The 26,640-nt window shown below is 52.5% G+C and carries 26 protein-coding genes; 16 read left to right on the top strand and 10 right to left on the bottom strand.

Annotated elements, in window-relative coordinates:
* Positions 1-165 precede the first annotated feature (165 nt).
* The 7 genes from hpxU (at position 166) to hpxK (ending at position 6,531) form a co-directional block, all read left to right on the top strand.
* A complete protein-coding gene (hpxU, locus tag ABLU78_RS01245) occupies positions 166-1,005 on the top strand; it encodes a MurR/RpiR family transcriptional regulator HpxU (protein ID WP_032714496.1) in 840 nt (279 codons plus the stop codon).
* A gap of 212 nt (positions 1,006-1,217) precedes the next feature.
* Positions 1,218-2,003 (top strand): transporter substrate-binding domain-containing protein, encoded by a 786-nt coding sequence (locus ABLU78_RS01240; RefSeq protein WP_032712624.1) that lies wholly within the window; start codon positions 1,218-1,220, stop codon positions 2,001-2,003.
* 9 nt (positions 2,004-2,012) lie between these two features.
* On the top strand, positions 2,013-2,678 hold the full coding sequence (locus ABLU78_RS01235; RefSeq protein WP_032714492.1) for an amino acid ABC transporter permease: 666 nt from the start codon (positions 2,013-2,015) through the stop codon (positions 2,676-2,678).
* Entirely contained in the window at positions 2,678-3,334 is a 657-nt protein-coding gene (locus tag ABLU78_RS01230) for an amino acid ABC transporter permease (protein WP_026612307.1), read from the top strand. The genes ABLU78_RS01235 and ABLU78_RS01230 overlap by 1 nt, the downstream gene beginning before the upstream one ends.
* Positions 3,315-4,052: an amino acid ABC transporter ATP-binding protein gene (locus ABLU78_RS01225; protein ID WP_032714491.1), complete on the top strand. Its 738-nt coding sequence runs from the start codon at positions 3,315-3,317 to the stop codon at positions 4,050-4,052. Before ABLU78_RS01230 ends, ABLU78_RS01225 begins: the two co-directional genes overlap by 20 nt.
* 14 nt (positions 4,053-4,066) lie before the next feature.
* Entirely contained in the window at positions 4,067-5,308 is a 1,242-nt protein-coding gene (locus ABLU78_RS01220; RefSeq protein WP_048228747.1) for an alanine--glyoxylate aminotransferase family protein, read from the top strand.
* Positions 5,305-6,531: an allantoate amidohydrolase gene (gene hpxK, locus ABLU78_RS01215; protein ID WP_032714489.1), complete on the top strand. Its 1,227-nt coding sequence runs from the start codon at positions 5,305-5,307 to the stop codon at positions 6,529-6,531. The genes ABLU78_RS01220 and hpxK overlap by 4 nt, the downstream gene beginning before the upstream one ends.
* Before the next feature lie 43 nt (positions 6,532-6,574).
* On the opposite strand, the gene ABLU78_RS01210 is transcribed toward hpxK, so the two are convergent.
* Positions 6,575-7,963, bottom strand: a complete 1,389-nt coding sequence (locus ABLU78_RS01210; protein WP_048228746.1) for an MFS transporter — start codon at positions 7,961-7,963, stop codon at positions 6,575-6,577.
* 130 nt (positions 7,964-8,093) lie between these two features.
* Here ABLU78_RS01210 and ABLU78_RS01205 point away from each other — a divergent pair, with 130 nt between their 5' ends.
* On the top strand, positions 8,094-9,017 hold the full coding sequence (locus tag ABLU78_RS01205) for a LysR family transcriptional regulator (protein ID WP_048228745.1): 924 nt from the start codon (positions 8,094-8,096) through the stop codon (positions 9,015-9,017).
* Here ABLU78_RS01205 and ABLU78_RS01200 read toward each other — a convergent pair.
* The 5 genes from ABLU78_RS01200 to ABLU78_RS01180 all read right to left on the bottom strand — a co-directional run bounded on the left by ABLU78_RS01200 (position 9,000) and on the right by ABLU78_RS01180 (position 14,845).
* A complete protein-coding gene (locus ABLU78_RS01200; RefSeq protein WP_047038568.1) occupies positions 9,000-9,551 on the bottom strand; it encodes a LuxR C-terminal-related transcriptional regulator in 552 nt (183 codons plus the stop codon). The two genes, ABLU78_RS01205 and ABLU78_RS01200, sit on opposite strands and share 18 nt — an antisense overlap.
* A 10-nt stretch (positions 9,552-9,561) precedes the next feature.
* Positions 9,562-10,719, bottom strand: a complete 1,158-nt coding sequence (locus tag ABLU78_RS01195) for a CfaE/CblD family pilus tip adhesin (RefSeq protein ID WP_048228744.1) — start codon at positions 10,717-10,719, stop codon at positions 9,562-9,564.
* A 1-nt stretch (position 10,720) separates the two neighbouring features.
* A complete protein-coding gene (locus ABLU78_RS01190) occupies positions 10,721-13,438 on the bottom strand; it encodes a TcfC E-set like domain-containing protein (protein WP_323806261.1) in 2,718 nt (905 codons plus the stop codon).
* Between the two features lie 74 nt (positions 13,439-13,512).
* Complete coding sequence (locus tag ABLU78_RS01185; protein ID WP_048228742.1) at positions 13,513-14,019, bottom strand: CS1 type fimbrial major subunit; 507 nt, start codon at positions 14,017-14,019, stop codon at positions 13,513-13,515.
* A 76-nt stretch (positions 14,020-14,095) separates the two neighbouring features.
* The gene (locus ABLU78_RS01180; RefSeq protein ID WP_048228741.1) at positions 14,096-14,845 is read right to left on the bottom strand and encodes a fimbrial protein; all 750 of its coding nucleotides are present in this window, start codon (positions 14,843-14,845) and stop codon (positions 14,096-14,098) included.
* A 300-nt stretch (positions 14,846-15,145) separates the two neighbouring features.
* Here ABLU78_RS01180 and ABLU78_RS01175 point away from each other — a divergent pair, with 300 nt between their 5' ends.
* A complete protein-coding gene (locus ABLU78_RS01175; RefSeq protein ID WP_048228740.1) occupies positions 15,146-15,901 on the top strand; it encodes a winged helix-turn-helix domain-containing protein in 756 nt (251 codons plus the stop codon).
* Positions 15,898-16,374, top strand: coding sequence for a hypothetical protein (locus ABLU78_RS01170; RefSeq protein ID WP_048228739.1), 477 nt, complete (start codon positions 15,898-15,900; stop codon positions 16,372-16,374). The genes ABLU78_RS01175 and ABLU78_RS01170 overlap by 4 nt, the downstream gene beginning before the upstream one ends.
* Before the next feature lie 119 nt (positions 16,375-16,493).
* Here the strand turns inward: ABLU78_RS01170 and ABLU78_RS01165 are convergent, their stop codons facing one another.
* The 3 genes from ABLU78_RS01165 to ABLU78_RS01155 form a co-directional block, all read right to left on the bottom strand.
* Positions 16,494-16,946 carry a nuclear transport factor 2 family protein gene (locus ABLU78_RS01165; protein ID WP_047042699.1) on the bottom strand — a complete coding sequence of 151 codons (453 nt, stop codon included), beginning with the start codon at positions 16,944-16,946 and terminating at the stop codon, positions 16,494-16,496.
* Between the two features lie 575 nt (positions 16,947-17,521).
* Positions 17,522-18,829 carry an OprD family outer membrane porin gene (locus ABLU78_RS01160; RefSeq protein WP_048228738.1) on the bottom strand — a complete coding sequence of 436 codons (1,308 nt, stop codon included), beginning with the start codon at positions 18,827-18,829 and terminating at the stop codon, positions 17,522-17,524.
* A gap of 61 nt (positions 18,830-18,890) precedes the next feature.
* On the bottom strand, positions 18,891-19,688 hold the full coding sequence (locus ABLU78_RS01155) for a histidine phosphatase family protein (protein ID WP_015705373.1): 798 nt from the start codon (positions 19,686-19,688) through the stop codon (positions 18,891-18,893).
* Between the two features lie 361 nt (positions 19,689-20,049).
* Between ABLU78_RS01155 and surE the strand changes: the two genes are divergently transcribed.
* The 6 genes from surE to ABLU78_RS01125 all read left to right on the top strand — a co-directional run bounded on the left by surE (position 20,050) and on the right by ABLU78_RS01125 (position 25,144).
* On the top strand, positions 20,050-20,919 hold the full coding sequence (gene surE / locus ABLU78_RS01150; RefSeq protein WP_171824304.1) for a 5'/3'-nucleotidase SurE: 870 nt from the start codon (positions 20,050-20,052) through the stop codon (positions 20,917-20,919).
* Positions 20,920-21,095: 176 nt separating this feature from the next.
* On the top strand, positions 21,096-21,683 hold the full coding sequence (locus ABLU78_RS01145; protein WP_116328448.1) for a hypothetical protein: 588 nt from the start codon (positions 21,096-21,098) through the stop codon (positions 21,681-21,683).
* The gene (locus tag ABLU78_RS01140; protein ID WP_032711623.1) at positions 21,680-22,999 is read left to right on the top strand and encodes an ATP-binding protein; all 1,320 of its coding nucleotides are present in this window, start codon (positions 21,680-21,682) and stop codon (positions 22,997-22,999) included. The genes ABLU78_RS01145 and ABLU78_RS01140 overlap by 4 nt, the downstream gene beginning before the upstream one ends.
* Positions 22,999-23,616: a response regulator gene (locus ABLU78_RS01135; RefSeq protein WP_045360840.1), complete on the top strand. Its 618-nt coding sequence runs from the start codon at positions 22,999-23,001 to the stop codon at positions 23,614-23,616. Before ABLU78_RS01140 ends, ABLU78_RS01135 begins: the two co-directional genes overlap by 1 nt.
* A gap of 95 nt (positions 23,617-23,711) precedes the next feature.
* Positions 23,712-24,209 carry a heme-binding protein gene (locus ABLU78_RS01130; protein ID WP_045360838.1) on the top strand — a complete coding sequence of 166 codons (498 nt, stop codon included), beginning with the start codon at positions 23,712-23,714 and terminating at the stop codon, positions 24,207-24,209.
* A gap of 404 nt (positions 24,210-24,613) precedes the next feature.
* A complete protein-coding gene (locus tag ABLU78_RS01125) occupies positions 24,614-25,144 on the top strand; it encodes an N-acetyltransferase (RefSeq protein WP_045387819.1) in 531 nt (176 codons plus the stop codon).
* Between the two features lie 54 nt (positions 25,145-25,198).
* On the opposite strand, the gene ABLU78_RS01120 is transcribed toward ABLU78_RS01125, so the two are convergent.
* A complete protein-coding gene (locus ABLU78_RS01120) occupies positions 25,199-26,434 on the bottom strand; it encodes an MFS transporter (RefSeq protein ID WP_045387815.1) in 1,236 nt (411 codons plus the stop codon).
* Positions 26,435-26,640 lie beyond the last annotated feature (206 nt).

Here is a 26,640-nt window from a genome sequence, read left to right as displayed (position 1 = left end):
TAACGAATCATGCAGCCACTGCTGCAAATGCTGTCCGTGCAAAAGCTGTTCCACTTTGAAAAGAAAGTTTCAATGTTGCGGTTTTCTTTTTCTTTTCTCATTGTGGCATGCATTGTGAAGGATGTTAGCGGTATAGTTCAGTGAAACAAAAGTTACAGAGGCGCTATGGAACAACTCGATGAACGGCTGAAGGCGCAATATGCGTCGTTGTCACCCCAGGAGCAGCGGGTGGCGGATTTCATTGTCGACCACTTTGACGACCTGATTAGCTACAACAGCGCCGAGCTGGCCCAACTGAGCGGAGTATCAAAAGCGACAGTAAGCCGTCTGTTTAAACGGCTGGGATATGAAAAGTATCGCGATATGCGCGATGAGCTGCGCACGTTACGCCAGAGCGGGATGCCGTTGACCGATCATCGCGAGGCGGTGCAGGGTAATACGCTGCTGGCGCGGCATTATAAACAAGAGATGGCAAACCTGACGCAGTGGGTAAACGCGCTGGATGCCCGACAGTTTGCCGAAGCCATTAACGCGCTGGTCAAGGCCAGGCGCGTCGTCATTATTGGCATGCGAAACTCCTGGCCGCTGGCGCTGCATTTGCGCCAGCAGTTGCTTCAGGCGCGTGGGCAAGTGGTGGTGCTGCCGCAACCGGGGCAAAGCCTAAGTGAAGAGCTGGTCGATTTGTGCGCGGAAGATATCGTGGTGGTGATGGCGTTTCGCCGTCGGCCGCGGATTATTCGTCCCCTGATGCAGCAACTGCAACAGCGGGGAGTTCCGCAACTGCTAATCTGCGAGCCTCAGGCGCATAGCCTGTTTCCGCTGGCATGCTGGCGGTTATGCGCCCCGCTGGATAGCGTTTCGGCTTTCGACAGCTACGCGTCGGCCAATAGTCTTATCAACCTGCTGGCGAACGCCTTGCTACATGAAATTCTCGATAGCGGTCGCCCGCGCATTCATGACATCGCCACGTTATACCAGCAGTTGGATGAGCTTGAACAACGATAATGGGGAGCCAGTCTGGTGCTTTGCACCTTTTTGGTGCCAAAGTGCGGTAAGGAGAAGGGCGACTCTTCTTACCGCCATGGTTAATATTCGCGTCATTTCTCGCTAAAAGCCGATTAGGCAGCGCAAATTTCTTTTGTCCGTATCTGGCACATTAGTTGCAGAAGTTTATTTAAAGAATCTTTTGTTTCATACTAACGTAACGGGTAATGATGATGAAAAAACTGCTGATTGCGCTGACCGGGGTCGCTTGTCTGTTGACACAAATCACCGCCGCACACGCGGACCAACTCCAGGATATTGAAAAACGCGGCGTGATCCGCGTCGCCGTTCCCCAGGATTTCCCGCCGTTTGGTTCTGTCGGCACCGATCTCCAGCCACAGGGGTATGACATTGATATGGCACGCTATCTGGCAAAGCAGATGAAGCTAAAACTGCAGCTGGTTCCGGTGAGCAGCGCCAACCGGGTACCGTATCTGCAGACCGATAAAGTGGATCTGGTGATCTCAAGCCTGGGTAAGAACGCCGAGCGTGAAAAGGTCATTGATTTCAGCCAACCCTACGCGCCGTTTTTCCTTGGCGTCTTCGGCCCGCAGGGCGCTGCCCTGAAAGACGCCGCCGAACTGAGCGGTAAGAGCATCGGCGTGACCCGCGGCGCGGTGGAAGATATGGTGCTGACCAGCATTGCGCCGAAAGCGGCGCAGATTAAGCGTTACGAAGATAACAACACCACGCTGTCGGCCTGGCTTTCTGGTCAGGTGCAATACGTGGCGACGGGTAATCTGGTGGTGGCGGCTATCTCACGGCAAAACCCGGCGAAAGCCCCGGTCGCCAACTTTATGCTTAAGGATTCACCGTGCGTGATTGGCCTGAAAAAAAATGAACCGGCGCTGAAGGAAAAGGTGAACGCCTTAATCGCGCAGGGCATTAAGGACGGCACCCTCAATACGTTATCACAGCAGTGGCTGAAAGCGCCGTTGCCCAGCGACTTTGCCGCATAAGGTACAGCGATGACGGAGCAATTACATTTTTCCGCGCTCTGGCCTTATTGGCCGGAGCTCGTGGCGGGACTCTGGGTCACTATCCAACTCACTGTACTTGCCACGCTCGGCGGCCTGGCTATCGGGATCATCGGTGCCGCTCTGCGTAGCGGGCGGGCAAGCTGGCTGAGTCGGATATGGGGGGCTTACGTTGAGGTTATCCGCAATACGCCGTTCGTGGTTCAACTGTTCTTTATTGTCTTCGGCCTGCCGAATCTGGGGTTGAAGATGACGGCGGGCGAAGCGGCGCTGCTGGCGATGATCGTCAACCTGGGCGCTTACAGTACGGAGATCGTCCGCGCCGGGATCCAGGTGACGCCAAAAGGGCAGTGGGAGGCCGGCCGGGTACTGGGGCTCAGCCGGAGTCAGACCTTTATTCAGGTGGTTTTACCGCCGGCGTTGCAGCGTATTTACCCGGCGCTGGTGAGCCAGTGCATTATCGTAATGCTCGGATCGTCGGTGGTATCGCAGGTCTCTTATGAAGAGCTGACCTTTGCCGCCAACTTAATTCAGTCGCGAACGTTTTTGAGCTTCGAGGTGTATCTGGTAACGACCGGTCTCTATTTAGCGTTATCGATAGCGATGCGCCAGCTGCTAATGGCGGCTGGACGTAGATGGCTGAGGGTACAGGCATGATGACAACCTTTACCGACTGGGACATCGTACGCAACCTGCTGCTGGCCGGACGCTGGACCGTGCTGCTATCGCTGACGGCCTTTATTGGCGGCGCGCTGGTGACATTACCGCTGTTGCTGCTGCGCCTGCGGGGTAAATTGTGGGTGCAGCGCCTCATTCGCGGCTATATCGAGCTATTTCAGGGGACGCCATTGCTGATGCAGCTGTTTCTCGCCTTTTTCGGCGTGGCGTTATTCGGGATCGATGTGTCGCCATGGACCGCCGCCGCGCTGGCGCTGACCCTCTATACCAGCGCCTTTTTGCTGGATATCTGGTACGGCAGTATTCGGGCCTTGCCGAAAGGACAGTGGGAGGCATCGCGTTGCCTGGGATTAAATTTCAGCCAGACGTTATGTCGCGTGGTGGCGCCGCAGGCGGTGCGTATCGCCATCGCTCCCACCGTGGGTTTCGCCGTACAGGTAATAAAGGGCACCGCGCTGGCGTCGATTATCGGTTTCGTCGAGCTCACCAAGGCTGGCACCATGCTCACCAACGTGACGTATCAGCCGTTTAAGGTTTTCGCGCTGGTCGCGTTGGGTTACTTCATCTTGTGTTATCCGCTGTCCCGTTACAGCCGCTATCTGGAGAATAAATTCAATGCCGCTCATCACCATTAATCAGGTGCAGAAATTCTACGGCGATAATCACGTGCTGAAGGGGGTCGATCTCGATATCAATATGGGGGAGGTGATCTCCATCATCGGCCGAAGCGGCTCGGGGAAAAGCACCTTATTGCGCTGCATTAACGGGCTGGAGGGGTACCAGGAAGGCAGTATTAAGCTCGGCGGCATGACCATTACCGACAGCGATTCGCAGGCGCGGGAGATTAGCCGCTCCGTTGGCATGGTATTCCAGAACTTCAATTTATTTCCGCATATGACGGCGCTGGAAAATGTGATGCTGGCGCCGCGGCGGGTATTGAAAATAAAGCCCGCCGAGTGCCGCGAACTGGCGCAGCAAATGCTGGTTAAAGTCGGGCTTGGCGATCGGCTGGATTTCTATCCCTCCAGCCTTTCCGGCGGGCAACAGCAGCGGGTAGCTATCGCCCGCGCGCTGGCGATGTCGCCAAAAGTTTTACTCTGTGACGAAATCACCTCCGCGCTGGATCCGGAACTGGTGGGCGAGGTGCTCAAAGTGCTGGAACAGCTGGCCGCGGAAGGAATGACGCTGATTCTGGTTACCCATGAAATGAATTTTGCCCGTGAAGTCGGCGACCGGGTGGTGTTTATGCACCAGGGGCGAGTCTGGGAGCAGGGCGACAGCAAAACGCTGTTCAGCCAGCCGCAAACCAATGAACTCAAACAATTTATCTCTTCCGTGCGCGGACTGAATTAATAAAGGAATCTACGATGGATATCGCTCAATTTTCACCAATCAATCCTCCGCATCGTCTGCTGATGGGGCCGGGGCCGATCAACGCCGACCCGCGCGTCCTGCGCGCGATGTCCAGCCAGCTTATCGGCCAATACGATCCGGCTATGACGCACTATATGAACGAAGTTATGGCGTTATACCGCGGGGTATTCCGCACCAGCAACCGCTGGACCATGCTGGTGGATGGCACCTCACGGGCGGGGATTGAAGCCATTCTGATCTCCGCGATCCGCCCCGGCGACAAAGTGCTGGTGCCGGTATTTGGCCGCTTTGGCCATCTGTTATGTGAAATCGCCCGCCGCTGCCGGGCGGAAGTGCATACCATTGAGGTGCCGTGGGGTGACGTGTTCTCTCCCGAGCAGATTGAAGATGCGATCAAACGGGTGCGTCCACGTATGCTGCTGACGGTGCAGGGAGACACCTCGACCACCATGCTGCAGCCGCTGGCGGAGCTGGGCGAGATCTGCCGTCGTTATGATGTGCTGTTTTATACCGACGCCACCGCCTCATTGGGCGGCAATGCGCTGGAGACCGATGCCTGGGGGCTGGATGCGGTATCGGCGGGAATGCAAAAGTGCCTCGGGGGCCCCTCCGGCACCTCGCCCATTACCCTGAGTCCGCGGATGGAAGAGACTATCCGTCGACGTAAATGCGTTGAGCAGGGGATCCGTACCGCCGAGCACCTTGATGGCGTCGATGAGATGGTTTACTCCAACTATTTCGATCTCGGAATGGTGATGGATTATTGGGGGCCAGAGCGCCTTAACCATCATACGGAAGCGACATCCGCGCTGTTCGCCGCCCGCGAATGCGCGCGCCTGATTCTTGAAGAAGGGCTCGATAACGGCATTGCCCGCCACAAACTGCACGGCGACGCGCTGGTAAAAGGTATTCAGGCTATGGGGCTGGAAATCTTTGGCGACCAGCAACACAAAATGAATAACGTACTGGGCGTGATCATCCCACAGGGCATTAATGGCGACCAGGTACGCCAACTGATGCTGCAAGATTTCGCCATTGAGATTGGCACCTCATTCGGCCCGCTGCACGGCAAAGTGTGGCGTATAGGCACAATGGGTTACAACGCGCGCAAAGATTGCGTCATGACTACCCTCAACGCGCTGGAATCAGTACTCAATTACCTGAAATTCCCCACCACGCAAGGGGCAGCCATGCAGGCGGCGTGGGATCATTATCGCAGCGAGAAACCGCTATGAACCTGGCCGCAGCGCGAGTGATGGCGCGGGCAGAGATATTAGCGGCGATAAGCGAAACGCCGGAAGGCCTGACGCGGGTTTACCTTTCGCCACAGCATCTCGAAGCTAATCAGCAGGTTGCCCACTGGATGCGCCAGGCAGGCATGATTGTCTGGCAGGACAGCGTCGGTAATATTTGTGGGCGCTATGAAGGTAGAGAAGAAGGGGCGCCGGCGATTTTGCTCGGATCGCATCTCGATACGGTACGCAATGCCGGGCGATATGATGGCATGTTGGGGGTGTTAGCTGCCATTGAAGTGGTGCAGAGCTTACATAATCAGGCGCGCCGCCTGGCGCAGGCCATCGAAATCGTCGGCTTCTGCGATGAAGAAGGAACACGCTTTGGTATCACGCTATTGGGCAGCAAGGGTCTGACGGGAAGCTGGCCGCAAACCTGGCTGGCCCAACGCGATGCCGAAGGCATTAGCCTGGCGCAGGCGATGGTCAACGCCGGATTGGATCCATCACGCGTCCATTCAGCCTCGCGCCCGGCGGAAGATTTTACCGCCTATCTCGAACTGCATATCGAGCAGGGGCCGAGGCTGGAACAGGCCGGTTCGGCACTCGGCGTGGTCGAGGCGATCAACGGCGCGCGGCGGCTCAATTGCTGTTTTACCGGCGAGGCAGGTCATGCAGGCACGGTGCCGATGGACCAGCGCCGGGACGCGCTTGCCGCCGCCGCGGAGTGGATGCTGTATATTGAGAGCACGACGCGCCAGCAGGGAGGCAACCTGGTCGCCACCGTCGGGACATTGCGCTGCTCGCCGGCAGCGGTCAATGTGATCCCCGGCGAAGTCGCGTTGACTCTGGATATCCGCGGTCCGCAGGATCAGCCGCTGGATGCATTACTGGGTTCATTGCTGGCGGCAGCCGCAGAGATTGCCGGGCGTCGCGGCCTGCAGTTTGCCGCTGAGGAGTTCTACCGCATTGCGGCAACCGCCTGCGATCCGCGATTACAGTCGGTGATTGCCGAAGCGCTATGCGAGGTACAGGGCACGGCGTTGACGCTGCCAAGCGGCGCCGGACATGACGCGATTGCTATCGCGGAGCGCTGGCCGGTGGGGATGCTGTTTGTGCGCTGCAAAGGGGGAATTAGTCACCATCCGGCGGAATCGGTCAGCGAAGCCGATGTCGAACTGGCGATTGATGCCTTCAGCCGGGCGGTGATAAAACTTGCCGGGTAAATCACTAACGGGCGCATCCTCTTTTCGGGGATGCGCCGCAAACTTATTCCGCTCCCGCAGGAAAAGCTATTCTCCGCAGTCGGCTGGCGCTAACGGCCACCGACAACGCCGAGGCCGCGGCGGCGATCCACAGCGCAATATGAACGGCACTTTCGTCTTTTGCCAACAGTACGCCCATCACGGCGGCTCCCAGACACTGCCCGAACGTGCGCATGATGGATAAAACGCCCGAGGCATAGCTCGCCTGTTCGCGACTCACGTTTGACAGCATTTCCCGGTTATTCGGGCTCTGGAAGCAGCCAAAGCCAATACCGCATACCAGGCTCCGCAGGCAGATATCCCACGCGGCGGGCGTGGCGGGCAGCATCGCCAGAAGGATTAAACCCGCGACAAAAATCATCAGTCCCAGCGTCGAGATGAGCGCAGCGGAGATTGAGTCCGCCCAGCGGCCGGCGTGCGGTGCGATCAGCACTATCCCTAATGGCCACGGAGTAAACAGCAGCGCCGAGAGCACCGGACTATAGCCATACTCGTTCTGGAACAGGAACGGCAGGGCAATAAAAGTGATCCCCTGGCTTACGAAGGCGATCAGCGACGTAAAGGCCGAAAGGGTAAAGCGTTCATTTTTAAACATCGCAGGCGGCAGCAGCGGGTTGTCCGTCTGCCGGATGCGCCAGATAAAGGCGGTGCCGCTTATCGCTGCGAGCAACGTCCAGTACAGACTATCGATATGCTGCGAAGCGCTCTGCATGCTATTCGCCGCCATGATCGTTGAACCCAATAGCAGCGCCGACAATATCGCTCCGGGAGTATCGAAAGCGGCTTGCCTGTCAACTGTCGGCCGCGGGAGCGCTCTGACCGCCAGCAGTAAGGCGACGGTACCGGGGAGCACGTTTATTGCAAACAGCCATTGCCAGCTCAAAGTATGCAGGATCGTGCCGCCCAGCACCGGCCCGATCGCGGAGCTTGAAGCGATAAGCAGGGCGTGTATCCCGAGAATACGCCCCAGCAGTCGCGCCGGAAAAACGGAGCGCAATATGGCGGGTGCGATACTGAGCGTTGCCGCACCGCCGATCCCCTGCAGCACCCGCATGCCGATGAGCAGCTCAGGCGTCGTCGCCAGCGCGCAACCTGCTGATGCCACAATAAATGTCGTCAGTCCGGCCAGAAACACCGGGCGGTAGCCGAAGCGCGCCGCCAGCGCGGCGAATATCGCCAGCGTCATCGCCGCCGCCAGCAGATACCCGTTGGCGAACCAGACGGCGGTACTGGCTGACGCCTGTAGTTCCTGCGCCATCGACGGCAGAGCAATGTTTACCATAGTGCCATCAAAGACGCCCATTAAGGTGGTGGTCATTACCGCGGCCATAACCCGCGCTCGCGCCGGGCCTGGCAGGCCGTCATCGCCAGGTTGGCTGGAAAATAGTGTCATCGTGTTGTCTCCTGCAGAGGATATCTGGATGACGAAACTATAAAGATGGCTTTTACCGGGCGGAAGGCGCACCATTTACATTCTATAGTTGCATGAAACGCCTTATCTGAATGTTCCAGGAGTTGTGGTCATGTCAGACCCCGATTTTAATTTATTGATTGCACTCGATGTATTACTGAACGAAGCCAGCGTGGCGGGCGCGGCACGTCGTTTGAATCTCAGTACGTCAGCCATGAGCCGCACGCTAAGCCGGTTACGCGACGTCACCGGGGATCAGATATTGGTTCGCGCCGGGCGTAACATGGTGCTGACGCCGTGGGCGGAGGCGAGCCGCGATCGCGCCCGTCGCGCGGTCTTCGAGGCGAAGGCGGTGCTGCAGCCAGCGGCCGAAGCGCTCAACGTACAAAATCTGGAGCGTCTTTTCACCATCAGGGCAAACGATGGTTTTGTGGTGGCGTTTGGCCCTTCGCTCATTGCGGCAGTAGCCGAAGCCGCGCCCAATGTCTGTCTACGCTTTGCGCCTAAGCCCGAAAAAACGTCACGCTATCTACGGGAAGGGCTGGTCGATCTGGAGATTGGCGTCCAGAGCAATATGGGGCCTGAAATACGACTGCAACGGCTCTTTGAAGATCGGTTTGTGGGGGTGGTGCGAAAGGAGCACCCGCTGGCCGCCCTGAGAGAGATAACCGTGGCGGATTATGTCGCCTGGGGTCATGTGGTGGCCTCACCAGAAGGTACGCTGCACGGGTCCGTCGATGATGTGCTGGCCGAACTCGGCATGAAACGCAAAATCGCCAGCGTCGTCCCCGGATTTCCGACCGCGCTTTCCGTGGCGCTGCAATCGGATCTTATCGCCATGATCCCCGCTCTCTATTTAGTTAATCAGCAGGTCATGGAGCAGGTACATCTTTTTGAGCTGCCGTTTAAAAGCCGGCGGATTACCGTCTCGCAAATGTGGCACCCGAGAATGGAACGCGATCCCGCTCACCGCTGGCTCAGAGAGAAAATTGTGGCGATATGCCGCGTGGACAAGTCGTTACACCAGAAGCTGTAGAAGATTATTCGCATTGAGTTTCTTCAGGGCGTTACATTTATAGGTCGAGACCTGTTTTTCACTCATCTTCGTCATGTGCGCGACATATCTTACCGACTGCCCCTTAACCAGCCTGTCGAGGACGTTAAATTCCATCTCGGTCAGGCAGCAGCGCAGGGTGCGGATCCGCCTTGGCTCTTTAGATAACAGCCAGGCGGCATCCGCCACGGAGATCCGGTCATCGATGATGTGCAACGTTAAGGTTTCAAAACGCTTGCGTAGATAGGTGGCCAGCCCCCAGCTTTTTTCATTACACACCAGATAGCCCGTTCCTCGCCAGCAATGGGCTTCCAGGGAAAGCAAAATATCAACCAGCGACTGATGCGTGCCGCTGATGGAGAAACGGCAGCGAATAACCAGCGTAGTGCTCTCTAACAGTAAGGGCTGCCACTGCACCGTGCCGCTATGCACTTCCATCATAACGTTACGACGGAGAAGGGCGTAACGCAGCCCCTCCGCATAAAAGCGATTATTATCAAGAACAACGTAGCTCACAGTGGCCTCTTTATAACGTACTGGGGGTATAGATAACGCGTAACGTACCGGTATAGTCACCCGCGTTTTTGCTGCTGGCGGCAAAGGCGGGGGTTTTCAGGGTAATGGGCGCCGGGATGCATAACACGCTTTCGCGGCCGCCCGGCAGGACAACCTGGCGCAAATAGCGGCGATTGCTGGTACCCTCCCAGGTCAACGTTTTACCGTTAGCGGCAACTTCAGTTGCGCCGGTGGTCGGGTTGGTCACCAGCACCTGATAATCGAGACGATCTCTTGGGTCTGTCTGGCTGCCTCCCCGTCGCCGGATAGAAAACGCCCCTTCGGCACGCCCGGTCGCGTCAAGCCCATCGTCTTCGAAGCGTAGAAATGCCCGTGAGCTGGTGCTGTTATTGCCATCATAGAGGCACATATCCAGCGAGTTTTCGCCCTTAATCTCACTGCCGCCGGGTCTGCCCGGGAAATTGGTGAGGTTGAGGTTCACCACCGGCGTGGAGTGCGGAAATGCCGGTAAATAAATCTGCTGGTTGCCCGGGTCGACCACCTCAATACGCAGGTTTGCCTGCCAGTTAGCAAGAGTGAGGTAGCCTGGGCAGCCAACATTGACGTCATTAAAGTTGCCGCCGCAGTCGGTGGTGCCCCATTCGCGCAAATTCTGTTTCAGCGTTGCCGTCCAGATACCGGCCTGATCGAGTTTGTTTAATTCGCTACGAACGATGTAAAAATCAAAATAGGGCGCACTGTTCCATGCTGGCAAATCTACTGTACCGCCCGTTACGTAGCTGGCGAAAACAAAGGTTCTGTTATTGATAAACATACGGTGTTCGCCATAGACTTTTACGTCCACCGTTTTGTTGGTTATTGCGTGGGTAAAACGCAGGTTTATCGGATAGGGCGCGGCCGGATTCGCCGAAAACCATACCGGCGCGGTCATGCAGGCGCCATAGGTTGTATCGGTACGTGACTGGCAGGTCAGGGTATTTCGTCCCCATTTTTGCGGATCGCTCGTATCATAACCGCCGGACTCGTGTAGCCAGATATCCAGGCGGGCAGGAGGAGACTGGCGATCGAAGGCGAACGCCACGCTGGTATTCCTGCCGGCAGGACTACCGGCCTGAGCCTCGGTAAAACAGATGCAGGCAAGCAGTAAAATCAAAAGACGCGTTATCACATCATTTTCCTGTAGAGAGAGTAGAGTTATTCATCGCCGTTGGGCTGACCGCCGGCGTACGGCCAGCCAGCAGCAGTTGCGCCTGCTGCTGCACGGTTTCCGGTAACGCGGAATAAGTCAGTTCTTCGCAGGTCACCGTGCCGACATAGCGCACGACGTCTCGCATGGTCTTCACCTTCAGCGCGCACTGGTAAAACTGCTGTTGTTTCACCAGGTAGAGCGACTGGATCAGGCTGTCGCTTTCCGCACTAAAGCCGCCATTACCTAAATCGCTCCAGCCGCTGACGTTAAGCGGCATGCCGCCGATAAACGGCGTATGTTGTTCATCGGTCAACTGGCCAAGCCAGGTATAACGCGTGGTGGTTTGCACCTCTCTGTGCAGCATTTTTCCAGGCACCATAAATACCGTTCTGCTTCCCGACCCCTGCGTAATTTCACTGTTGGCGCCGTGGGAAATGTCCGTCGACTCATTAATAGTCAGCGTGGTTTGCTGATAGCCGGGCAGGGCGAACAACGCGCGGGCGTTTGCCGGGATATCGGCGCTACCGCTGTTATCAAGCGAAACGGCAATGCGGGAATCAGGTGACGCTTCCGGCGTTGCGACGTTGACCGCAATGGCTGACGCCGGGCGTCCGTCCCCCCAGCGGCCAAACCACAGGCCAGAACGAGATAGCGCCAGCGTAGAACTGTAATTACCGCTGCTGCTGAACCGGTGGCGATGATCCTGGCGATCCCACGAATCGCTGACGGTCAAACTTCCGTTACCAAATCGGCCGCCCTGACGGGTATAGGCCGAAGTATTTAGCGAGTCGCTGTTAATCCCGGATGCGTTAAGACCATATTCGTTTTCACCGCGCGCATCGGTGTACCAGTTATGCGCGAGGTTATAGTTGAGCTGATTTTTTTCATGCTTCTGCTGTTGCCACGTGGCCCCCACGGAGGTGTAGCTGGAGGCATCGCCCTGACGGTTATGAGCCAGCGAGAGGCTTACGCTGAGGAAGCCGCCTTTATCCTTGCCATCTCCAGAATGGTCGTTACGCATAAACAGGTTTATGCTGCTGTTGATATTCAACCCGCGGGTGCTGAACGCGTTGCTCAGTCCGGCCTGCCACGCCTGCGAACGGGAGCGGGTCATGTACACCGATTCCCAGGGCAAACCATTGTCGTGCCGATCGTCACTATTTGGTAATTCACGCCGCGAGACATAACGGCCTTCATTGCGGTTATCGGAATAACCGAGGTTGGCATACCACGAGCCGACCGGAACGGAGAACATCACCGAGAGACTTCTGTAGCAACAATTCACCGCGTCAAAGCCTGTACTGCTGGAATCACAGTTATCAGCCGATAAGGCGTTACGATAGAAGCTCAGTGAAAAGCCATCGTTATAGCTGATTTGCTGGATATTGCCGCGTTGGCCCTGGCTGCCATAAAGGTAGCTAAAGCGTGTGCTGAGCACGCCATCAATGGGGCCGGTATTGAAACCGCGACTCCAGTCAACCGCGCTCTCCAGAAAACGCTGGTTCTTTTTCACCGTTGCGCCGCTGGTGATCGCCAGCGTAGAAGTTACAGGCAGGCGAATGCCCGCTTGCGCCACGGCGCTGCGTTCGTCGCTCATATCGTCGTTATCGGTTTCACCGGCCTGCATAAACCACTCGACGCGGTCGAATGGCGTGATGCCGGTGCGGGTAAACGGAACCTGCTCGGTACGGGTCAGGCGGTTGTTTTCATAAATCGCCAGCGTCACGGTATAGCTCCCGTCCGGAAACGAACGGGTATCCAGAGTTTGCGCCCCGGCATTAAGATAAAAACTGGCCAGCAGTTGATTGCCTCGGCGCGCATCGATACGGGCATCATGGGAAAGCAGCACGGTAATGGGCGTTCCACTGGACTGCTGAACGGGGTTGATCCACGCTCGCGTCGAGCCGGTACGCAGACCGCGAATTTTTCCAAGCGGTAGCTGGCTGAGGTTGATATTGCCGCCGGCCGCGCTGAAGAGATCGCGCGTATCCATTTCACCTAACTGAACGTAATATTCATGCCACAGATCCTGACGGAACCAGGCATTATTGACCGTGATCTCCTGCTGCTGTTGATGGCGAGAGCGCTGCCCAAGCCAGGTCCAGTCGAGGTTAAAATACCCATTCTCAGTCATGGCCAGCGCGCCGTTTCCCTGCACGGTCATCGACTGATAGTCTTCATCGGCCACGAAGTTGATATTTTGCTGGTGGATCAGCGCGTTCTCAGTATTGCGCGTAGGCTGATACCACTGATTTTCCGCCGTTTGTTTCGGTAGATACCGCCTGTCGAAAAACAAGTTTATGCGAGCGTTATTCTCGTCATAAATCAGGGCCACGCTTTTGGTGTCGATAAAATCGCAACCCGCCGCGGAACCATTGCTGCTGCAGGCGAGATTGCCGTTACGCGCAAGCGGAGAGGAAAGGGCGCCGGTCACAGAGGCGATCAAGGCAGGATCATCGTTGAACTGACGCTTAATTGCCGCGATGAGCGTTTCCGGCGCCACAAAGGTTACCGTTTCAAGCGTGATATCGGCTTCAAACAGGCCAAGCGACGCGCCATACAGACTGACTTCTGTCCACAGGCGCTGCGTTTTCGCCAGATCTTCAAAACCCGCAGGTACGACGATACTGGCGCTGGCTAATTGAACGGAAGCAGGTAACAAAACGACAAAAAGAAGAGCATTTCTGTGAAAAGCCATGAACGAGCCTCGACGTCATCCTGACATCAGAGGGCAGGCGCCCTCTGATGTACTTCCTTATACGTATTGTGGGGTTACGCGCCGCCTTCCGCGGTGGTCGCCTGAGTCAGCATCAGACTCACCACGCCGCTGTACTGACCGGTTTTCAGAATGCCTTTTGTGGTCTGAGAGATGATCAGCGGCAGGACCGCAGAACCGTTTTCAACGCTGCCCGGGAACAGCTCGCTGCCGGTAAATTCTGCATCGGTAGTGTTCAGGGTTTTATCGCCAAGTTTTACGGTCATCGGTACCGTCTCGGCGCCATCTTCATTGGTCAGATTCGCTGCGCTAACCAGACGGACTTTGACGTTGCTGGTGGCTGAGTTCGACCAGATTTTGGTATTGAGACGGTAGCTTTCCAGCCCACGGCCCGGCAGATATTGCATATCGATGCTGGCAGGTAACGGCGTATTATCGGCCTGGGTCATATCCAACTGGGAATCGACGTTGGCATTAACCGTAATATCCTTCTGAATAGCCATTGCGCTGAACGCAGTAGACATCGCAGCAACGATCATCAGAGGTTTAATATACTTCTTCATTGATATCTCCATATTTATAAACGAGCTCCATTAGCTCTTTAAACAAACCACATGTGGTTTTGACAGTGATGTCGTGTTATTGCACGACGGGCAAGTCTGCTTCTTCAGCTGTTTTATTAATCCAGTTGAAATAGCGGAATTTATATTTCTGGCCGTGATTCTGAGTGAGTGATTTTAATTTTCGCTCAGTATCCGGATAAATAGTTGCATCTTCTCTAATCCATCGGCATTTATCGCTTGTATCGCATACGCCAATTTCTTTCAGCGGTACTCGCAACGTGCCATCATTTTTTAAAGTTCCTGACGCGGGATTTATTCGCAGAGAAACCACCGGCTTTTCCGGCGCCAAATGAACCAATGCTCCCCAGATAACGTTAACACCGAGTTTGGCCGAAGCCGGCGTTCCCGCGGATGCTGCGGGCAGAATACTATCCGGCTGTTTTACCCCTTCAAAATAAACGCGCCAGGTACTCTCTTTTTCAGGCGGCGTCAGAGAAACGAGCCTTACGATACGTAAAGCGCCTGCCGCTAAGGCGAATTTTTCAGGGGTAACGACAACGCCACCGTCTTTCCAGGCTGCCATCTCAACTTCTTTTTCCTGTGGCGTACCCGGATTAAGAATTTTCTTTTGCCTCACCCGAATGAACTGAATATCATCGCTTTTAGAGGCCACTCTGATTTGGGCCGTCCCGGAACTGTCGACGTTAAGTTCCATCGGGTAAACGCTCATATTGGCCTGTGTCATTTCTGCGAAAAATGACATCGACAGGGCAGCGAGATAAAGCGCAGTGGACTTGTTTGCTCTGTTTTTTACTTTCACATTCATTCTGCCTGCTCTGAGTTCATGTACGACTTTAACACCACGACACCGTCTGCTTTCGTATCGCTTCAGGACAGGGAAACTTTAACCGGAACAGCAGGTTGTGAAAATTTGTATTAGTTAACTCAAAAAATACAGTTCTTTATCCTGCAATCCTGGCTTTAAAGTTGTATAGTTAAAAGAAAATGCCAAATCCTAAGAGGCTTAAGAAAATTCCCACTGATGAAAAAATAAGCTAATTCAGAAGGGCTTTCTTGCCTGCTGTTACAAGGATTAAAAGCAAGCGGCAACAGATGAGAGTGAAATATGTTTTTTATATGCAACAATTCGTTGTTATTTGATCCTGAAGCTCACACAGTTAGTGTTGTTGGACAACCTGAATCCGTATTAACGCTTTCGGCACCGGCCGTGCGTTTGTTACAGGAATTTATTCGTCATAAAGGAAGCGAACTTAGCCGTGAGGAGTTGATTACCCGCGTATGGCAGGAATTTGGTTTTACGCCTTCGGGAAATAATCTCAACAAAGCGATAAGTGAGTTACGCAAAAGTTTCCAGGCGTTGGGAGAACATCATGAGTTGATTGTAACCATACCGCGATATGGTTTTCGGTTTGATGCGGATGTTATTTTTCAACCTGCGCAAAACATTGACACCAGCGCACCCGAACCCCAGTTTCAAAAAGCTGAAAAGAGGAAGCAACCACCACGTCTGAAATGGTGGCTGATATTCACGGCATTATTAGCGTCGGTATTCGGTATTGGCATAATTATTCGCCAACAGCAGAATATAACAACGCCGGTAAGGCTAAAGGCCGTTGAGCAAAAAATTGCAAAATGTAGCGTCTGGCTTATTAACGATCATGGGCGACCGCTGGTGTTATCGAAATTAGCCGAGCTGCTGGATAAAAACGGCGTGGCGTGCCAGCGAGAGGCGTACAGTGTCTATTATTTCAGCGCGCGTTTTTCCCTTGTCGCGGCGGATGAAGTGTTTATCGGCGCATGCCCGGTCAATAAAGACAGCTTGTGTAAAACCATTCGCTATAAAAGTGGGGCTGAAAAATGAAAATTAAACTTATCGGCGGCCTCAGCCTTTTTCTATTAGGTGGCGCAATGGTGTTTTATTATTGCTCTGACGGGGTTGGTAAACGGGATGTACTAGCCTGCAGTACCATATTTAATTTTATACGCAACGAAGGTAAGGCCAGTGAAGTGCGGGTTAATACCGTTGCTCAGTTCTATTTTCACCGCGACGGCACTGGTCTGACAGCCTATAAAGGGGCCGCCTGGGCAAATGGCCAGAGCATGATCATCGACAGAGACGTCGATTTTATCTGGTCGCGGCGTGAGGATGATAAAGTGGTGGTATTGAGCTACACCAAAACCTGGCGCAGGCACAATGACAACACGCCGGATGCGCAATGGGGAAGCTTCGCCAATCCGACCGCGCGTTACTATCTGACCATCTCCGAGGTTTCGCCATCGGTGTGGCTGATCCAGGACCGACATTATCCCACTTATATATGTCGGGGTGATTAACGCATAAACGAAGGAGAATACCGACGGTATTCTCCTTTTACGCTTAGTGAATCTGCCTACAAGGGAAGGGCGAGAATAAGGGAAAGCGAGAGCGTTAGCAGAAGGATCCCGCCCGGATTTTAAAACATGCCGTTACCGCTGGCGGTTTTTGGCGGGACGTTTTGGGTAACATCCCAATGTTCAACGATTTTGTGCTGTTCGTTGAGGCGGAAGATATCCACGATAGCCCGCGTAACGCCAGGCTCACGACCGGTCACTTCAACGTGGAGAATCACATTATTTCCGTCGACAAACGCCTGCTTAATTTCACTATGCGAGTCGGGATATTTACTCTTCAGAAAAGCGATAAACTGCTCGAAGCCTTCCACGCCATCTTTTGCCATCGGGTTATGCTGTACATAGCGATCCCCGAGATATGGCCTGGCGGAGGAGAAGTCTTTATCGTTCAAAGCTTTATTATAAAAATCAATGACATTCTTTTTATTCAACAGTTCGCTTTCGCTATTGCCCGCAAAAACGGCGGGGGTCAGAACGAAAAACAATGAAAGGGCACCGATAGATTTTTTAAACATACATCCTCCTGAGATGGTTTTGATGTCAGTTACCAGCTCTGTCAGGTGACTCCCAATGAACTTAACAGCCAGTTGGGATGGCGGTTGATTGAGGTGATTCTCTCTGAACCAAATAGTATCTTGAATTTGTTGCATCGACTCGTTTTGATCAAGTTGCTTGTTCAATTAAGAAGGGGTGGTTCAAATCGTTAGGTCATTGGCTGATGAGGACATCGGTACGTGTGATTGGATGAATTTAACATAATATACATTATGCGCACCAATGTGAATTGTGTCCGATAACGGCGTTTGCCGTGTGGATTTGCTTTGGTTTTTGCTGGCCTACGCTTGATTCAGACTCATACTGACAGTCATCTATCGTCGTTCTTTCTGTTTCGATTGACTTCCAGCCTCATGATATCCTCACTCTGACATGTCGCTTTTTTCCCATGGCTACTGGCCAACGGTAATCTCCAGTTATCAGATTAATCGCGGACAACAACTTTTGCTGACCGCGCTTAAAAATCGTTATCAACACCGCTCATCGTTCGCTATCGCTTCCGAGCGGTTTCGCTTCGTCTTGCATACCATCGCGATCAGAATACCCTAAATCGATATTCCATGATCACTTCCGACGACAGCGTGTTTGTACGTGTATAATGACCGTCCGTAAGGACTGGCGTTTTACCTTGCGTCTTATATGACCATCCCGGCCCGAACATCGCCCAAAAGGTGAAGTTTTTAAACATGGACTGCGTTGGAACCCAACGGCTAAAGGCATTGATTTCCCCGGTGCGCACGTGATTCCCTTTATAGTTAAATTGCCCGATGTTTCCCGCCAGGCCAACGGCTAATTCTGGCGTTAATCGATATTCGGTGATGTTCGCCAGCACCAGTTCCCCATCCCGCATGTAATCATCGCCAGCGTAGGCCATAGAAATAAACGTTCCCCGGGAATTTTTACTCATGTGGCGTGGATAAAACCCGACTTCACCTGCTTTTTTAGCATTGGTGTAGCCAATGCCCATTTTGCTATTCCAGCGTTCACCTTTCCAGGTCGCGTCCAGCGCAAAATGCCAGGCGTTATTGTCAAAATCCCGTTTGCTCGCAGGCATTGCGCGATAACTTTCCATCGCGTGGGTGCCGTAGACTTGTGTTCCAATCGTTAGCTGCGAATCCGCCCGAAACTGCGTAAACAGCAGGTGCCGTTGCAGGTAGTTTTTACTCTCACCATAAGCATACTGTGCATCGAAATTTTTTCCCCGCCAGAGAATTTCTCCGCTTGCCAGATGGCTAATATATTCACCGGTATTGGTCTGGAATCGCTTTTTATCTGGTGAGTTTCTGTCCATGGAATTTTCAAGCCACGCCCCTCTTATGGTAAATGGGCCATAGCTTACAGCACTGCTTACGCCGGAATACGTTGTTGGAGAAAGCCGGTTTGACATTGAAATAACGCCATAATTTTTCAGCATCTGCCATCCCCAGCGCGCGTTTAACTGAGCCCCAGAAAGCGTGTAGTTAAGCTTCACGTTACGTTGGCCGAACTTGGAATACCCTTCGGCGTTGCTTTTTTTGTTACCTGTACCATTATTATAAAGCACGCCGCGGGAGTTGAAATAGTCGCTGGCACCCAACTTTATCGCACTATAATACGATGCATCGAAGCCGATAATATCTGCAAAATAACCAGACTGGTATTCTGCTGAAAATCCCTGCCCCCAGGCGTTGTGTACATGTTTAGGATTGGCATTTTCCTCCTTAAGATATTTCCAGTAATTCTTTGCAGAGACAGTGAGCTGTGAGTCAGTAAAAAAAGGATCATCAAAAATAGCGTCTGTAGCGGCCCATACAGGCGTAACCAGCCCGCACGCTATTAACGCGGAAGTTATGTTCTTATACATTTTTATTTCCTGAGAAAAGATCCGCCATAGCTTATTTATGGCGGAAAACTAAACTGTAAGATTATTTGTGATTTAGTGATTTTTTGCCTGCTTCAACGTATTTCATGGTGCCAATTTCTGGCACGCTGTATTTACCATCGTGATACGTGATTTTCACCACTGCAGCATTCGACAATGGCAGATTTTTGGCCGGGTCGTCCGTCAGATCGGAAATCATTATCTGAATCGCCGTGCCTGAAGAAATGGCCAGAATATTTTTATCACCCTCTTTTTGAGCATTTTCTACAATAGTTGCCAGCGCAGCTTGTGTCCGTACTTTTACTTGCTCATAGTTTTCCGCTAGCTGTTTAGGATCGGATTTGGCCAGCGCGTTCTGGCTTTCCTTTACCGAGAGCGTGCCTGCTTTCATCGCTTTAAAAAGCGCTTTGCTGTCCGTCATTCCTAGCGTGTGTGCGCCTGCATTGGCCATATCGACATTATAACCGCCTTCAAAACCACCAAAAAACGCCTCTCGCAGGCCTGTCATTTCTGTTAAATGATAATCCGTTACGCCAGCCTGTTTAAGAATCACTGCCATGGTTTCGCGCTGCCGTCCCGCATCACTGGAATAAAAACGATCAAATTTTATCCCTTTGAGTCCCTCACCTAAATATTGAGCAACCTGCACCCCATCCTTCGTCAATGGGGAATCAATCCAACCTTGCACGCGGTCAAACGAATTAAGCAGCGTTTTACCATGGCGCGCAAAATAAATATTGATGACCTCCTGCTGGTCATTTTTATCATTCGTGTTCGCCATCAGCAGAGGACTGGTAATGGCAGTAACTGCCATTAAGACACCCAGAAATAATTTTTTCATTTTAAAGAGTCCTTTTTCATAGCCAAAAAAAAACCTACGTACTCTTCAGCCCCCTGGTATTGAGGTGGAGAAGAAAACGTAGGTTTTGCCTGTTGAAACAGTAACAATCCAGCTACTGTCGACCCTATCACTAATGTTTTTGAATTGCACCTAATCTATAGAGATGATTTATGTAATTGTGATCCTCCTCATATCAACCGTATTCCCATCTGGACGTTAATATCTGCAGTACGTATTTTAAACTCTCTTGGGATTGTTACTGTTTCAGGCAAAACCTAAGGCCGTTTCTGTACTCGTTGCAGGAGCGGCCTTAGGTTTTTTTTTTGCATTTTAGTTACCCTCATGAATAACAGGAGTTAAGATGAACAAGTCATGTATTGCCGCTGCGCTGATCTCTGCATTCGCTTTTACCGCAAGCGCCGCACCGCTAAAAATTTTGATTGTCAACGACGATGGTTGCGAATCCACGGGCAGTATTTCGCTTCAGGAAAAACTCACGCAAAAAGGTTTTGATGTGTGGATGGTTGCTCCAGCCACCAATCAGAGCGGCATCGGTTCAGCCATTACCTTCAAAACGGGTAAAATCTTTGATGTAAAGAAGGCTGCTGATAAACGCTACTGCTTCCCGGGAACACCCGCCGATGCGGTTGATTTTGGCTTACGGGGATTACTCATTAATAATCCGCCGGACCTGGTTATCTCTGGCGTCAACGATGGCCCGAATACAGGAATGGCTCAGGTCAATTCAGGGACGGTAAGTGCGGCAGCCAGGGCTGTACGTTATGGTTTCCCGGCGATTGCGGCCAGCATTGGGTATATCTTTACCGAAGATGAAATGAAGAATAAATGGCCAAGTACACATAAATATTGGCCTGATGCGGTGGATTATGTGGTTGATGTTGTTGAAACGCTGAATCATAAACAGGTTTCTGGCACACCTTTATTGCCTAAAGGGTCGGGCTTAAGCATTAACTATCCGCCGCTGACAAAATCAAAAATTAAAGGCGTGCACTATGTCGAAAATGAGATGTTCCCTACCCCACAGATTGGTTATGATATTTTGCCTGATGGACGCGCTAAACAAACCATCAATCCGGAATCGTTAAAGACAGTAGAGAACGATACCGATTCCGGCTGGCTTAATAAAGGTTATATCACCTATAGCCTCTTTGATGGGTCAATGAACGCCCCGCAATTCCAGGCGCAATATGAAGAACTGTTGAGTAAATAATTCGCCAGACTAACTCACAACCTTGCACTATCATCTTCACGCCTGCCAGCGTCACACTTAATCGCTGGCAGGCGACGTTTTCATTTTTTATCGCCGCACAATAAAATTGTTAAAGCCTACCTCTAAGTTGTACTATGCGTATCAGATAAACCATTAGGGCGCTAATGCACGGCGTAATGAAATATATTAATGACAGTCTCAAACTGGGTACCATCGTTGAGCAAAGAATAAAGGAGCGGGATCCTAAGCAGCTAGAGTCCGCGAAAATGGACTTGATGGAGCGTATGGGAACGTCTGTCGGTTTGCATACCGCAGGTGTGCCTTTTATCTCAAGCGCGTTGTTAAGCGTGGCAAGTTTCGCTATGCCGCAGATAACGCTTTGGGGGGCCATCTTTCAATGGTTTTCCTGGCCCGCGCATGCTGTTTTTGCTGGTATCATCCCCACAGGTTTACTCTACTGTCTGCTGATCTTCCCGTCGATGACGCTGTTCTCTCGAGGTTTTCTGGCTGCGCTTAAGTTTTATCTGGTTCTAATTTTCCTGACCGCCGCGCTAGCCGCGGGAAATCTTATTTACGCATTCACTTTGGTATTCATATTTGGCGGGCATGCCGGCTTGCTTATAAGCGCTTTGGTTGGTGTATTATTTAGCGCTGGCAGCATCAAACTCGTTAACAGTGTTATGTTTGTAAAAACCTCAGCATTTTATTTGCATAATCGAATTTGGCGCTGGCAATTAAAACATCATGTAAAAAATACAGTATGATAAAAATCCTCTGCTGGCTCACACTTACACTGCTAAGCGCAACGGGGCTTGGCGCCTGGTTTCTTCAACAGCAATATGACGCGCGCTCCGCCGACTTCCGCATCCTGTATCGCGAAATCACGGTAAAGGTGTCGCAGCACGATGCCATCATCCCCCTGCTTCCGTCCGGTCAAAATGCCGCCGAAGTCCAGCAGATCCTGCCGCAGATCGTGCAATGGCGGCGCTATGATTCCCTGGAGCCGCGACGCCCCATCGTCGCGCAAAGCCCCGCACGCTACTGGCTGAATCTTCCGGGCATCTCTCTGCTGATTGATTTGAACACCCTACTTAACAGTCTCAATGAGAAAAAGACATTCAAACATCTTGCCATTCGTTGGGACGGTACCACGTTGTTTGAGGACGGTACCGCATCTACCAACACCTGGTGGCGCTGGGAGAAAACTGTCGCCAGCCCAACACAACCTCTGCTCATTAGCGCAGGTGATAACCCGCAATGGCATCAACTGCCGTGGTGGCTGATACTTTCACCGGCACTGTTCTGGGCGGTGATTATCTATCTTGTTAATCAGTATCGAACCAATAAACGCCGACGGGATATCGCCGATCTACGCACCCGCTATGGCGAACTGACTCGCCTTAACACCATGGGCGAGCTGGCCGCTGGTATCGTGCATGAGCTTAATCAACCTTTAACCGCCATTATGAGCTATAACCAGGCGGCAGTGCGCCTGATTAAAAAAAACGATCCCGTAAAGATCCCCGAACTGCTTGAGGCCTCAGTGTTGCAGATAAAACGCATTGACGCCCTGCTCAGCCAGTTTCGTCTTAAGCTAACCAGCAAGCGCGCCGAATATCAGCCGGTGGACCTTCCGTCGCTGTGGCTACGCGTGTGCGAATTACTGGATAATGAGATCCGCGCCGGTAAAGTTCGTATCTCCAGCCATTTTCCGTCGGACCTACCCGCGCTTCCTGCGCCGCCGCTGTGGGTAGAGCAAATACTGCATAATATCGTTAGCAATGCCATTCAGGCACAAAGCATAAATGTTCCAGGTAGCGCGTGGATTCATCTGCAAGCCGTGCGGGTAAATAACGGTATCGCTTTAACTCTTACTGATGGCGGACCAGGGTTATCATCTGAAGCGCTGGAGCAGGTTTTTATACCGTTTTATACCACCCGTACTGATGGTGTGGGACTCGGCATGGCCCTTGCGGATACCCTTGTTCAGCGTCTTAATGGCAAGATAGAAGCGAGCAATATCACCGGACAAGGCGCTTGCTTCCGGTTATGGTTTCCGCTGCGCAATGAGGAGAAGTAATGGAGCAGTACATCTGGTTAATTGATGACGATGCGGCAATACGCGATTCATTAAGTCTGCTGCTCTCAACCGTTGGCTGGCAGACGCAGGCGTTTGATAGCGCACACGCTTTTCAACATCAGGCAGGGAATCTAGCCGAATTAACCGGCTGTATGCTGCTGGATATCCGCATGCCGGGGAAAACCGGGCTGACGCTGCTCGATGAGTGGCGCCAGCTAGGTCTAACCTTGCCGGTTATTATTATGACCGGGCACGGTAATATTGATTTATGTCGTCGCGCCTTCAAAAATGGCGCCTTTGAATTTTTAACCAAACCCATTGATGCCGACCTGTTATTCGAAGTGGTCGGCGAAGCGATGGCGCAGCAAAAAGCGCATCTCGAACGACAACAAATATTACTGCCGCTGCAGGAAAAACTCGCCACCCTTACCGCCCGTGAGCATGAAATGCTCCAGCAGCTGCTCCAGGGCTACTCCAGTAAAGAAATCGCCCGTTTATGCTCGCTATCGCCGCGTACCGTCGAAGCGCATCGCGCCAATATTTTTAGCAAACTTGAAGTTAACTCGCTGCCCAAATTGTTGAAGGTTTATGCTGATATCGCCAGTGGTTCTAAGTAAAAATACCTGGTACGTTCGGTATTCGCGGCAATAGTCGCCATGCTCCCTACCCCCTAGTATTGGCCTATCGCCACTCAATACGACGGAGCATCACCATGAAACGTATCCTTCTTAGCGCCATCCTGCTCGGCAGCCTGGTCACGACCGCCAGCGCCGCAACGGGCGTTCTCAGCCAGAAAAATTTGTCAGTGGAGCTCGCGAATAAAATCGCGCAAAGTACGCTACAGGCCTGCGCCAAAGACGGCTATAACGTCGCCGTCACGCTGGTCGACCGTTCCGGTACGCCGCTATTAATGAAGAGAATGGATAATGCCGGCCCACACACCGTCGAAGCCAGCCGCATGAAAGCATTCACCGCGCTAACCACTAAAAATGCCACCAGCAATGTCATGAAAGGTTCTCAGTCCAACGCCGGAGCCGCGAACCTGCGCGATATACCCGGTTTTCTGCTATTAGCTGGCGGAGTGCCGGTTAAGATGGGCAATCAGGTCATTGGCGCGGTTGGCGTCGGCGGCGCGCCGGGGGGAAATTTTGACGAAGCCTGCGCGATTGCCGGGTTGCAATCGGTTGAAAATGAACTGAACGCCAGTTAACTGGGCTCGTCAGTAGTCACTGATATGGGTCATCGCGGATCGCCAGAGGTTATCCGCGATATATTTATGCTTTAGAGAATGCTTCCCCAAGCCCACACTCATGTAGTGGTTAATGATGGGTTGTGTTATCATTCGCGTGTTTTATAACTCATCGCAACAGAGGTATTGATGCTGGAGAATGTAATCATCTGATAATCGGTATGCCCTTTCGATTCTGGGGTGGCTGATTACACCGCGCTTAAACATATATGCCAACGCTTTGTATTGGTACGTTTTAGTGCATGATGATTACGGATTGTAAACAGCATGAATGGCGTCTCGCCTCCACGTCTCCCCCAGTAATCTCATTCCAGAACGTTCAATCGAGCCATGGCCGCCAATCTACAACCACATGGTAATTTATTATGATAAATATTGATATTGAACGCCCCCAGGATATTCCCCTGGTTCAACAGGTCATTATTGAGGCTTTTGGCTCAGCCGAAGAGGCATTGCTGGTGAATAAGCTGAGAGAGGACGCCGCCTGGATCCCGACTCTTTCACTGGTTGCGAGAGATAAGCAAGGAACAATCGTGGGGCATGCCGTTTGCACGCGAGCCAGTGTGGGTTTACATCCGGCGGTTACGTTAGCCCCAGTGTCGGTACATCCGGCATATCAAGAGGTGGGTATTGGCAGCGCCCTAGTCATTGCGATTATCGAAGCCGCACGCGACGCTGGCGAGAAACTCATGACCGTACTGGGACATCCTGACTATTACCCTCGCTTTGGTTTTCAACCAGCCTCTGCTTATGGAGTTATCTGCCAACTTAATGACGGCCCCGATGCGGCCAAAATGATCATGTCTCTCGATAACAGTGCTATTCCTGGAGGAAACATGGGATTTTGTAAGCCGATGACTGAATCTATTCAGGCCTGGCAACCAGACCACGCATAATAAAAAACTGGCGACTTGATCTTCAAGCGCCAGTTTTCTTTCAGCCACAGAGCATTACCGACTCACATGCTGCATGGCGTTTTGCCCAACCGCCCCGCTTATCTTCTTCGCCCGACTTTCTTGACCAAAGAAGGTCAGGATCGCGATAATGATCGCTACCGTACCGGCAACAATTGCCATCGCCAGTCCATAGTTCTGACCATGATGTTCCGCGATCGTGGCCTGCAAAGTCGCATTAACCGAAGCAATAAGATTACCCAGTTGATACACAAAGCCCGGCAGCACCGCCCGGGTATTCGCTGGAACCAGTTCATTCAGATAGGTCGGGACCACGCCCCAGGCGCCCTGAACCATGAACTGCATCAGGAATGCGCCGATTCCCAACATCAGTGAACCGCTAGCGAATGCCCACAGCGGGATAACCGGTAGCGCCAGCAACGAGGCGGTTATAATGGCCTTTTTACGACCAATCTTCTCGGAAAGCGAACCGAACAGCACCCCGCCGATGATCGATGCAATATTGTAAGTGACCGCGATAATACTGATCGTTTTCGGCTCAAAGCCATGCTGCACTTTCAAAAATACCGGATACAGGTCCTGGGTACCGTGGGAAAAGAAGTTGAACGCTGCCATCAGTACCACCAGATAGCAGCATAGTTTCCAGTGCGTTTTCAGTACCGGCAGCAGCGCCGTGCTTTCCTTTCTCTCTCGTGACGCCAGCCATACCGGTGACTCCTGCACGCAGAACCAGATAAACGGCAGCAGCAAAATAGGCGCAGCGCCGATGACAAACATCCCGCGCCAGCCGAGTAATTCAAATAGCAGCCCATAAGCGACGGCGGCAATCAGATAGCCAAACGGATAACCGGCCTGGAAAATTCCCGACATTAGTCCACGGGAACGGTCCGGAATGGTTTCCATTGACAGCGACGACGCCACGCCCCAAATACCGCCCATCGCCACGCCATACAGCACTCTTAAGACCAGAAAAATCGTTAATGATGGCGCCGCAGCAGACAGCAACTCGAAAATCGAAAAGAAGATGATATTCAACATCAGGATCGGCTTACGGCCATATTTCTCGGCGAGCCGGCCAAAAATAAGCGCGCCGATAGGCCGTACGGCAAGCGTCAGTAGTATCGCCAGCGTGACCTTTTCCAGCCCAACATGAAACGTCTGGGCAATGTCACTCAGTAAGAAGACGAGGAGGAAAAAATCGAAGGCATCAAGTGTCCAGCTTAAGAAGCTGGCAATGGCGGCATTGCGCTGTAGTGAAGTCCAGCCTAACATCGTGTTATCCCTATCCTGGCACAGCGGCCTGGAGATGTAGCAGCTAGCCGAAAGAACATGCGGGGCCAACTGCATATGTAAATGTAAAGTTTCTTAAGTTACTCATATGTTAAATACACCCAATAATCGTATGGCTGCAAGTTAATTAGCATGCTAATTTGTTTCAAATTAAGTATATGTCCCCTGATAGACCGTGCAGACAGAAT

Source organism: Klebsiella sp. JN_Kp122 (assembly GCF_040062085.1).
Lineage (GTDB): Bacteria > Pseudomonadota > Gammaproteobacteria > Enterobacterales > Enterobacteriaceae > Klebsiella > Klebsiella aerogenes.
This window is presented reverse-complemented; position numbering and strand designations above follow the sequence as displayed.

Coding starts and splice junctions, on each gene's coding strand:
- hpxU (WP_032714496.1), top strand. CDS start 166: ATGGAACAACTCGATGAACGGCTGAAGGCGCAATATGCGTCGTTGTCA.
- ABLU78_RS01240 (WP_032712624.1), top strand. CDS start 1,218: ATGAAAAAACTGCTGATTGCGCTGACCGGGGTCGCTTGTCTGTTGACA.
- ABLU78_RS01235 (WP_032714492.1), top strand. CDS start 2,013: ATGACGGAGCAATTACATTTTTCCGCGCTCTGGCCTTATTGGCCGGAG.
- ABLU78_RS01230 (WP_026612307.1), top strand. CDS start 2,678: ATGACAACCTTTACCGACTGGGACATCGTACGCAACCTGCTGCTGGCC.
- ABLU78_RS01225 (WP_032714491.1), top strand. CDS start 3,315: ATGCCGCTCATCACCATTAATCAGGTGCAGAAATTCTACGGCGATAAT.
- ABLU78_RS01220 (WP_048228747.1), top strand. CDS start 4,067: ATGGATATCGCTCAATTTTCACCAATCAATCCTCCGCATCGTCTGCTG.
- hpxK (WP_032714489.1), top strand. CDS start 5,305: ATGAACCTGGCCGCAGCGCGAGTGATGGCGCGGGCAGAGATATTAGCG.
- ABLU78_RS01210 (WP_048228746.1), bottom strand. CDS start 7,963: ATGACACTATTTTCCAGCCAACCTGGCGATGACGGCCTGCCAGGCCCG.
- ABLU78_RS01205 (WP_048228745.1), top strand. CDS start 8,094: ATGTCAGACCCCGATTTTAATTTATTGATTGCACTCGATGTATTACTG.
- ABLU78_RS01190 (WP_323806261.1), bottom strand. CDS start 13,438: ATGGCTTTTCACAGAAATGCTCTTCTTTTTGTCGTTTTGTTACCTGCT.
- ABLU78_RS01185 (WP_048228742.1), bottom strand. CDS start 14,019: ATGAAGAAGTATATTAAACCTCTGATGATCGTTGCTGCGATGTCTACT.
- ABLU78_RS01180 (WP_048228741.1), bottom strand. CDS start 14,845: ATGAATGTGAAAGTAAAAAACAGAGCAAACAAGTCCACTGCGCTTTAT.
- ABLU78_RS01175 (WP_048228740.1), top strand. CDS start 15,146: ATGTTTTTTATATGCAACAATTCGTTGTTATTTGATCCTGAAGCTCAC.
- ABLU78_RS01170 (WP_048228739.1), top strand. CDS start 15,898: ATGAAAATTAAACTTATCGGCGGCCTCAGCCTTTTTCTATTAGGTGGC.
- ABLU78_RS01165 (WP_047042699.1), bottom strand. CDS start 16,946: ATGTTTAAAAAATCTATCGGTGCCCTTTCATTGTTTTTCGTTCTGACC.
- ABLU78_RS01160 (WP_048228738.1), bottom strand. CDS start 18,829: ATGTATAAGAACATAACTTCCGCGTTAATAGCGTGCGGGCTGGTTACG.
- ABLU78_RS01155 (WP_015705373.1), bottom strand. CDS start 19,688: ATGAAAAAATTATTTCTGGGTGTCTTAATGGCAGTTACTGCCATTACC.
- surE (WP_171824304.1), top strand. CDS start 20,050: ATGAACAAGTCATGTATTGCCGCTGCGCTGATCTCTGCATTCGCTTTT.
- ABLU78_RS01145 (WP_116328448.1), top strand. CDS start 21,096: ATGAAATATATTAATGACAGTCTCAAACTGGGTACCATCGTTGAGCAA.
- ABLU78_RS01140 (WP_032711623.1), top strand. CDS start 21,680: ATGATAAAAATCCTCTGCTGGCTCACACTTACACTGCTAAGCGCAACG.
- ABLU78_RS01135 (WP_045360840.1), top strand. CDS start 22,999: ATGGAGCAGTACATCTGGTTAATTGATGACGATGCGGCAATACGCGAT.
- ABLU78_RS01130 (WP_045360838.1), top strand. CDS start 23,712: ATGAAACGTATCCTTCTTAGCGCCATCCTGCTCGGCAGCCTGGTCACG.
- ABLU78_RS01125 (WP_045387819.1), top strand. CDS start 24,614: ATGATAAATATTGATATTGAACGCCCCCAGGATATTCCCCTGGTTCAA.
- ABLU78_RS01120 (WP_045387815.1), bottom strand. CDS start 26,434: ATGTTAGGCTGGACTTCACTACAGCGCAATGCCGCCATTGCCAGCTTC.